Below are 8,375 nucleotides of genomic sequence, written 5' to 3' on the forward strand. Positions count from 1 at the left end.
TGTTTCGTATTATATTTTTTGTACTTTCGTATTATATATTTTTATAAAATTCAAAACACTTAAATATAATATAATACAACATGATAAATTCAGAATTTAGATATGCTTCAAACCCTGTAGATGCAAAAAAGTATGAAACAAATGAGTTAAGAGACCATTTTTTAATTGAAAAACTTTTTGTAAAAGATCAAATACAATTAACGTATTCTATGTATGATAGGTTTATTGTTGGTGGTGTAATGCCAGTTACGAAAAGTTTAAAGTTGGAAACTATTCCCTATTTAAAATCTGAAAATTTCTTAGATAGGAGAGAGTTAGGAATTGTTAATGTTGGTGGTAAAGGAACTGTAACTGTTGATGGTATTACGTATAAATTACAAAACAAGGAAGCGCTTTACATAGGGAAAGGTTGTAAAGAAATTATTTTTTCAAGTGTGAGTAGGGAACAACCATTGTTTTATATCAATTCAGCCTCAGCTCATACAAAATATCCAACAAAAAAAGTGGGAAAAGAAGATGCTGAAGTAATCCAGTTAGGAGATGAAAAATATGCTAATAAAAGGGTGCTAAATAAACTTATTGTAAATAGCATTGTAAAGACTTGTCAATTGCAAATGGGGCTTACAGAATTGTTACCAGGGAATATTTGGAACACAATGCCAGCACATACACACAATAGACGTATGGAAGCTTATTTCTACTTTGATTTAGAAGAAGGGCAAACAATTTCTCATTTTATGGGAGAGCCACAAAATACGAGACATCTCTTTTTACAAAATAATCAAGCTGTATTATCTCCAGAATGGTCTATTCATTCAGGAGCTGGAACTTCAAATTATTCTTTTGTTTGGGGAATGGCAGGTGAAAATTTAGACTACAGTGATATGGATACTTTCAAACCAAGTGATTTAAAATAATAAAAATGAAAAATTTATTCGATTTAAGAGGGAAAAGAGCCTTAGTTACAGGTGGTGTACACGGCTTAGGAATGGCAATGGCTAAAGGATTAGGTCATGCAGGAGCAGAATTAATTATTAATAATTATTCTTCTGAGATGCTTGAAGAAGCAAAGCAAGAATATGAAAAAGAAGGTTTAAAAGTACATACGTACGTTTTTGATGTTACTAATGATAAATCAGTAGAAGAACACATTGATTTAATAGAGAAGGAAGTTGGCCCCATAGATATCTTAATTAATAATGCAGGAATTATTAAAAGAGTTCCAATGGAAGATATGGAAACGGAAGATTTTAGGGTTGTAATTGATGTTAATTTAGTAGGGCCTTTTATTGTGTCTAAATATGTAGGTAGAAAAATGATTGCACGTCGTGAAGGTAAAATTATTAACATTAATTCTATGATGAGCGAATTGGGTAGGAATACTGTTTCTGCTTATGCATCGGCAAAAGGAGGTTTAAAAATGTTAACCAAAAATATGGCAACAGAATGGGCTAAATACAATATTCAAACAAACGGAATTGGACCAGGTTATTTTGCAACGTCGCAAACAGCACCAATTAGAGTGGATGGACACCCATTTAATGAATTTATTTTAAATCGTACACCTGCGGCTCGTTGGGGAAATCCAGAAGATTTAGTTGGTACAGCAGTATTTTTAGCCTCTAAAGCAAGTGATTTTATAAATGGACAAATTGTGTATGTAGATGGAGGAATTTTAGCAACTATAGGAAAACCTTCAAACGAAGATTAATTCATCAAAAAAATGAGTAAGAATCAAAAATTTACACACAGTAATTTTTTACTGAGTAATAAATATTCGGAAGAGTTGTATCACAACTATGCGAGTAAAATGCCAATTATTGATTATCACTGTCATTTGTCTCCAAAAGATATAGCGAACAACACATCTTTTAAAAATTTAACTGATGTTTGGATTCGTGGAGACCACTATAAGTGGCGCGCTATGAGGACATTAGGTATAGATGAGAAATACATTACAGGTGGTGCAAGTGATGAAGAAAAATTTAAACATTGGGCAAAAACGGTACCTTATACAATGCGAAACCCATTGTATCATTGGACACATTTAGAGTTAGATAGATACTTTGGTATAGATGAATTGTTGAACGAAAAATCAGCCGATTCTATTTATAATACAGCATCTGATATATTATCTTCGAAAGCGTATAGTTGTCAGAATTTATTGACAAAAATGAATGTTGAAGTAGTTTGTACTACTGAAGATCCAATAGATACATTAGAGCATCATCAGCAAATTTTAAAAAGTGATTTTAATACAAAAGTAAGTACTTCATTTCGCCCAGATAAAGCTATTTTAATTGAAAGTGACACATACAATACTTATATAGATAATTTGGCTGAAGCTTCAGGAAAATCTATTAATACTTTTAATGATTTATGTGATGCTTTAAAAGATAGGATTCAATACTTTGATAAGAACGGGTGTAAATTATCGGACCACGGATTGAATCATATTTATTGTGAAACTTTTAATGAAACGGAAATAAAAACAATTTTCAGAAAAAAAAGGAATAATGCTAAAGTTACTCCGAATGAAGCTTTAAAATTTCAAAGTGCTGTGCTTCAGTTTTTAGCAGAAACGTATCATGAATTTGGCTGGATTCAACAATTTCATTTGGGTGCATTAAGAAATAATAATGCAAGAATGAATAGTTTACTTGGAGCTGATACGGGTTGGGATTCTATAGGTGATTATCCTCAAGCAGAAAGTTTATCTAATTTTTTAAATATTCTTGACAGTAAAAATAAACTAACAAAAACAATTCTTTACAATTTAAATCCTGCAGATAATGAAGTGTTGGCAACTATGGTTGGGAATTTTAATGATGGAAAAATAAAAGGGAAAGTTCAGTTTGGTTCTGGATGGTGGTTTTTAGACCAAAAGGACGGTATTATAAAACAATTAAACGCCTTGTCTAATATGGGGCTTATTAGTTGTTTTATTGGAATGTTAACGGATTCTAGAAGTTTTTTATCATATCCACGTCATGAATATTTCAGACGTGTATTGTGTAATCTTTTTGGGAATGAAATTCAAAAGGGAGAGTTGCCAAACGATATGGAATGGATAGGTAAAATGATAACAGATATTTCATATAACAACGCAAAAGAATATTTCAATTTTTAATAAAGATAAGTATAAAATAGAATGAAAAAAGTAGTCACTTTTGGAGAGATTATGTTGCGATTATCACCTCCTGGATTTTTAAGGTTTTCACAAACAAATAATTTTGATGTTGTTTATGGTGGTGGAGAATCTAATGTAGCGGTATCACTTGCCAATTATGGTGTCCCAGTAGATTTTGTAACACGTTTACCAAAAAATGATATTGGAGAATGTACTTTAATGGAAATGCGTAAAAGAGGTGTAAATACTCAGAATATTATTTTTGGAGGAGATAGGTTGGGGATTTATTTCTTAGAAACAGGAGCTGTTTCAAGAGGAAGCAAGGTCGTCTATGATAGAGCCAATTCTGCCATAAGTGAAATCAAATTAGGAATGATTGATTGGGAACAAGTCTTTGATGGAGCAGAATGGTTCCATTGGACTGGTATTACACCCGCAATTTCTCAAAGTGCTGCGGATGTTTGTCTAGAAGCAGTAAAAGCAGCAAGTAAATTAGGAATCACAATTTCAACCGATTTAAATTATAGAGCAAAATTGTGGAAATACGGTGTAGAACCTGAAGTAATTATGACAGAATTAACGTCGTATTGTGATATTATTTTAGGGAATGAAGAAGATGCCGAAAAACATTTTGGAATCAAACCTGAAGGATTAGATATAACCACACAAGGACATGATGTAAAAGCAGATGCTTTTTTATCTGTTTGTGAGCAAATGATAAAAAAATTTCCAAAAGCAAAAAAAGTGATTACAACTCTTAGAGGCTCTATTTCTGCATCACACAACACTTGGGCAGGGGTTTTATACGACGGAAAAACAATGTTTCAATCTCCTCAATATCAAATTACAGATATTGTAGATAGAGTTGGAGGAGGAGACTCTTTTATGGGTGGTTTAATATACGGATTGTTACAATACCCAGAAGATGACCAAAATGCTTTGAACTTTGCAGTTGCAGCATCTTGTTTAAAACACACGATTAAAGGAGATGCAAATTTAGTAACGGTTGAAGAGGTTAAAAAATTAATGAGAGGTGATGCATCAGGGAGAGTTGCAAGATAAATATAATGCTAAATAAAAAATCGATATTAATAATTTGTGGTGGAGGTCCTGCTCCTGGAATAAACTCTGTAATAAGTACAGTAACAAAGGAATTTTTAAAAGATGGTTATCGAGTTTTAGGTTTGCATGAAGGTTTTAAAGGAATTTTCAGTAATAAACCTAAAATTAAAGAAATGGATTTTAACCATGCTGATCGAATTTTTAGCAGAGGAGGCTCAACACTAATTATGAGCCGGTTTAAGCCCAAAAATGAGGAGTTAAATGAAGATTTATTTTTAAAAAATAATGTAAAATTATTAGTGAGTATTGGTGGTGATGATACAGCTTCTTCTGCAAATAAAATAACCACATATTTACAAAATAAAAATATTGATATTTCAAATATACATGTACCAAAAACAATAGATAATGATTTGCCTTTACCAGATAGAAACCCAACGTTTGGTTTTCACTCAGCTAAAGATGAAGGGGTTAGAATTGGAAACACAGCGTATGAAGATGCAAGAACAAGTCAAAATTGGTTTGTAATGTCAGCTATGGGAAGGTCAGCAGGTCATTTAGCTTTTGGTATTGCAACAAGTTGCCATTTTCCTATGGTAGTAATTCCAGAGATGTTTAATAAGAATGAAATAACTACTGATAAAGTTATTCGATTGGTTATTTCATCTATTATAAAGAGAAAAATTGAAAATATACATTATGGTGTTGCAATGATAAGTGAAGGTGTATTTCATCACTTATCGAACTCTGAGCTTGAAAAAATTGGAATTCACTTTACCTATGATGAGCATGGACATCCAGAATTAGGCAATATAAGTAAGTCACATATATTTAATATGCTTATTCAAAATAAATTGGAAGAACTAGGATTACATGTTAAAAGTAGACCATTGGAATTGGGCTATGAAATACGTTGTTGTAGACCTATTGGTTTTGACTTAACCTTATGCACCCTTTTAGGAATGGGAGTTAAAAAAGTATTTGATGAAGGTAAAAGTGGTTGTATCGTATCAGCAAATTCAAAAGGAGAAATTACACCATTGTATTTGTCAGATTTGGAAGATGAATACGGTAAAATACAACCTCGATTGGTAGATGTTAACTCTGAATTTTCAAAGTTATGTTTTCAAAATTTACATTTCATTGAAGAGAGTGACTATGAAGAAGCCAAGAAGTATGTAAATAACCCTTGGGAGTTTGATTTGAAAAAAATATTAAAAGAATAAGATATGGCACAGTACTCAAGAATAGAAGTAGCTTCAGTAATGAAAAACACAGGAATGATTCCTTTGTTTTTTAGTAATGATTTAGAATTAAGTAAACAAGTATTAAAAGCTTGTTACGATGGAGGAGCACGATTAATGGAATTTACAGCCCGAGGAGATTTTTCTCATGAGGTTTTCGGTGAATTAACAAAATATGCAATTAAAGAACTACCAGGCATGATAATGGGAGTTGGCTCTGTAACAGACAGTGCTTCAGCATCATTATACTTGTCTTTAGGAGCAAATTTTATTGTTACTCCAGTATTAAGAGAAGATATTGCAATTGTTTGTAATAGGCGTAAAGTATTATGGTCTGCAGGTTGTGGAACATTAACAGAAATAGCAAAGGCTGAGGAATTGGGATGTGAAATTGTAAAATTATTCCCAGGAGATATTTATGGTCCTCAGTTTGTAAAAGGAGTAAAAGGTCCACAGCCTTGGACAAGTATAATGCCTACAGGAGGTGTTGATCCAAGTAGAGAGAACTTAAAAGGTTGGTTTGATGCAGGAGTAACCTGTGTAGGGATGGGGTCAAAATTGATTTCAAAAGAAATTTTAATAAATAAAGATTTTAATTCTCTAAAAATTAAAGTTAAAGAAGCTTTAAAAATTATTAATGAAGTTAGATAAAATAGAAATAGTTTAAATCACTTTGAAAATCAATTTTTAGTTGATGAAAAACCAATAAATTTAAATAGATTATGAGTAAAAAGCAAAAGATAGGGAACTATCGTTACAGAATTTTAGCACTTTTAATGTTCGCTACTACCATTAATTATTTCGATAGGAGTATTATTGGTGTTTTGGCACCAACACTTGAAAAATTGTTTGGCTGGACTAATAATGATTATGCCAACATCATGATTTCTTTTAAAGTAGCTTATGCAATTGGAATGCTTTCAATGGGTGGTTTGATTGACCGTTTGGGAACTAAAAAAGGTTACATTTTGTCTATTGGGATTTGGAGTGTTTTTGGAATGCTACACGCGTTGGTTCGTCCAGGGTTTAGTATTATTGGATTTGCAGCAGCTAGATTTGGTTTAGGTTTTGGAGAAGCTGGTAATTTTCCAGCAGCAATTAAAACAACTGCTGAGTGGTTTCCAAAAAAAGATAGAGCTTTTGCAACAGGTCTTTTCAATGCAGCAACTAGTATTGGAGCAATAGCAGCTCCATTTGTAGTTAGTTGGATTGTTCATGAAAATGGTAAAAATTGGCAAATACCATTTTTAATTACTGGAGCATTAAGTGCTATTTGGGTGTTTTTATGGTTTCGTATGTATAAGAAACCAGAAGTACATCCTAAAGTAACCAAAGAAGAATTAGCATATATACAAAGTGATTCTGAAGTAGAAAGTGATGAGAAATTACCTTGGAAAAGTGTACTTAGTAAACGTCAAACTTGGGCGTTTGGTTTAGCCAAAATTACGGATGCAGTATGGTGGTTTTACCTTTTCTGGGGAGCGAAATTTTTGGCAGATACTTTTGATGTAAATATTAAAAATATTGCACTACCATTCTTTGTTATTTATATTTTAGCAGATGGAGGAAGTATTTTTGGAGGGTATCTTTCAGGATACTTTATGAGAAAAGGATGGACAGTAAATAAAGCAAGAAAAATAACATTATTAATTTGTGCTTTAATTATACTTCCAGTAAGTTTTGTTGCTGTTACAGAAAGTAAATGGGTGGCAATTATACTAATAGGTATTGCAGCAGCAGGGCACCAAGCTTGGTCTGCAAATATATTTACGTTGGTTTCAGATGTTTTCCCAAAGAAAGCTACAGCATCAGTTGTGGGAATTGGAGGAATGGTAGGAGCCGTTGCAGGTATTTTAGCTGATAAAGCGTTGGGTTCCGTATTGGATCAAGCTGGAAATTCAGGATATTTTTGGGCTTTTTTAATTGCAGGATCGTGTTACCTTATAATTCTTGGATTGGTACACTTATTAATGCCTAAAATGACAGTGTTAGATGAAAATTTAAATCCAATTAACGAATAGTATAAGTTTAAAAATTTAAGATGAGTACCCGATAAATTTATAGATATTATATGAAAAAATTAAATAGAAAAAATACAGGATTAGAACAGAAACTACCTATTAAGGTTGTGCAATTTGGAGAAGGGAATTTTTTAAGAGCCTTTGTAGATTATGCGATTCAAAAATTGAATAAAGAATGCGATTTTAATGCAGGAGTTGCAGTTATTCAGCCAATTGATAAAGGTTTGGTAGCGATGCTGAATGGACAAGATGGCTTGTATACCTTATTTATGAAAGGGGTTCAAAAAGGAGAAGAAATTCAAGAAAAAGAATTGATTTCAAATATTGTAAAAGGAGTAAATCCGTATTCAGATTTTAAGTCGTATTTAGAGTTGGCAAAGGAAGAGACTTTAACTTTTGTGATTTCAAATACTACGGAAGCAGGGATTGCATATGTTGCGTCAGATACCTTAAAAATGCAACCGCCAAGCTCATTTCCTGCTAAATTAACGGTATTGTTATATGAGCGATTTAAATATTTTAAAGGAGATAAAAGTAAAGGGCTAACAATTATTCCTTGCGAACTAATCAATTACAATTCAGATACTTTAAAAGAGATTATTTTAAAATATATTGATGATTGGAAGTTAGAAAAGGATTTTAAAAATTGGTTGTTAAATTACAATAGTTTTCATAACACTTTAGTTGATAGAATTGTTCCTGGATACCCAAAAGATGATTTAGAATTGTATAAAAAGCAATTAAAATATGAAGATAATTTAATTGTAAGTGCTGAACCTTTTTTCTTGTGGATTATTGAAGCGGATTCAAGGTTGAGGAAAAAACTTCCCATTCATAAAATTAATTTAGATATTAAAATTGTTACAGATATGCAACCTTACATAACTCGTAAAGTTAGAATTCTTAATGGTGCACATA

Annotated in this window: 8 protein-coding genes; all 8 read left to right on the plus strand. The window is 32.0% G+C overall.

The features are described from left to right. Positions 1-80: 80 nt before the first annotated feature. Positions 81-917 (plus strand): 5-dehydro-4-deoxy-D-glucuronate isomerase, encoded by an 837-nt coding sequence (gene kduI / locus GQ540_RS05230; RefSeq protein ID WP_291798362.1) that lies wholly within the window; start codon positions 81-83, stop codon positions 915-917. A gap of 5 nt (positions 918-922) precedes the next feature. Further along, positions 923-1,711: a gluconate 5-dehydrogenase gene (locus tag GQ540_RS05235; protein WP_291798365.1), complete on the plus strand. Its 789-nt coding sequence runs from the start codon at positions 923-925 to the stop codon at positions 1,709-1,711. A 12-nt stretch (positions 1,712-1,723) separates the two neighbouring features. After that, positions 1,724-3,130 (plus strand): glucuronate isomerase, encoded by a 1,407-nt coding sequence (gene uxaC, locus GQ540_RS05240; protein ID WP_291798367.1) that lies wholly within the window; start codon positions 1,724-1,726, stop codon positions 3,128-3,130. A gap of 21 nt (positions 3,131-3,151) precedes the next feature. Continuing rightward, entirely contained in the window at positions 3,152-4,192 is a 1,041-nt protein-coding gene (locus tag GQ540_RS05245) for a sugar kinase (protein ID WP_291798370.1), read from the plus strand. Positions 4,193-4,197: 5 nt separating this feature from the next. Continuing rightward, positions 4,198-5,418, plus strand: a complete 1,221-nt coding sequence (locus tag GQ540_RS05250; RefSeq protein WP_291798373.1) for a 6-phosphofructokinase — start codon at positions 4,198-4,200, stop codon at positions 5,416-5,418. A 3-nt stretch (positions 5,419-5,421) separates the two neighbouring features. Continuing rightward, positions 5,422-6,087: a bifunctional 4-hydroxy-2-oxoglutarate aldolase/2-dehydro-3-deoxy-phosphogluconate aldolase gene (locus tag GQ540_RS05255; protein ID WP_291798375.1), complete on the plus strand. Its 666-nt coding sequence runs from the start codon at positions 5,422-5,424 to the stop codon at positions 6,085-6,087. A gap of 71 nt (positions 6,088-6,158) precedes the next feature. Then, a complete protein-coding gene (locus GQ540_RS05260) occupies positions 6,159-7,457 on the plus strand; it encodes an MFS transporter (RefSeq protein ID WP_291798377.1) in 1,299 nt (432 codons plus the stop codon). A 50-nt stretch (positions 7,458-7,507) separates the two neighbouring features. After that, the coding region (locus tag GQ540_RS05265; protein ID WP_291798379.1) for a tagaturonate reductase at positions 7,508-8,375 on the plus strand (868 nt) is incomplete at its 3' end.

The sequence above is a fragment of the Lutibacter sp. genome (assembly GCF_013139515.1).
Classification (GTDB): domain Bacteria; phylum Bacteroidota; class Bacteroidia; order Flavobacteriales; family Flavobacteriaceae; genus Lutibacter.

What these genes read in the sequence shown, in the direction of transcription:
- kduI (WP_291798362.1), top strand. Translation starts at nt 81, where the DNA reads ATGATAAATTCAGAATTTAGATATGCTTCAAACCCTGTAGATGCAAAA.
- GQ540_RS05235 (WP_291798365.1), top strand. Translation starts at nt 923, where the DNA reads ATGAAAAATTTATTCGATTTAAGAGGGAAAAGAGCCTTAGTTACAGGT.
- uxaC (WP_291798367.1), top strand. Translation starts at nt 1,724, where the DNA reads ATGAGTAAGAATCAAAAATTTACACACAGTAATTTTTTACTGAGTAAT.
- GQ540_RS05245 (WP_291798370.1), top strand. Translation starts at nt 3,152, where the DNA reads ATGAAAAAAGTAGTCACTTTTGGAGAGATTATGTTGCGATTATCACCT.
- GQ540_RS05250 (WP_291798373.1), top strand. Translation starts at nt 4,198, where the DNA reads ATGCTAAATAAAAAATCGATATTAATAATTTGTGGTGGAGGTCCTGCT.
- GQ540_RS05255 (WP_291798375.1), top strand. Translation starts at nt 5,422, where the DNA reads ATGGCACAGTACTCAAGAATAGAAGTAGCTTCAGTAATGAAAAACACA.
- GQ540_RS05260 (WP_291798377.1), top strand. Translation starts at nt 6,159, where the DNA reads ATGAGTAAAAAGCAAAAGATAGGGAACTATCGTTACAGAATTTTAGCA.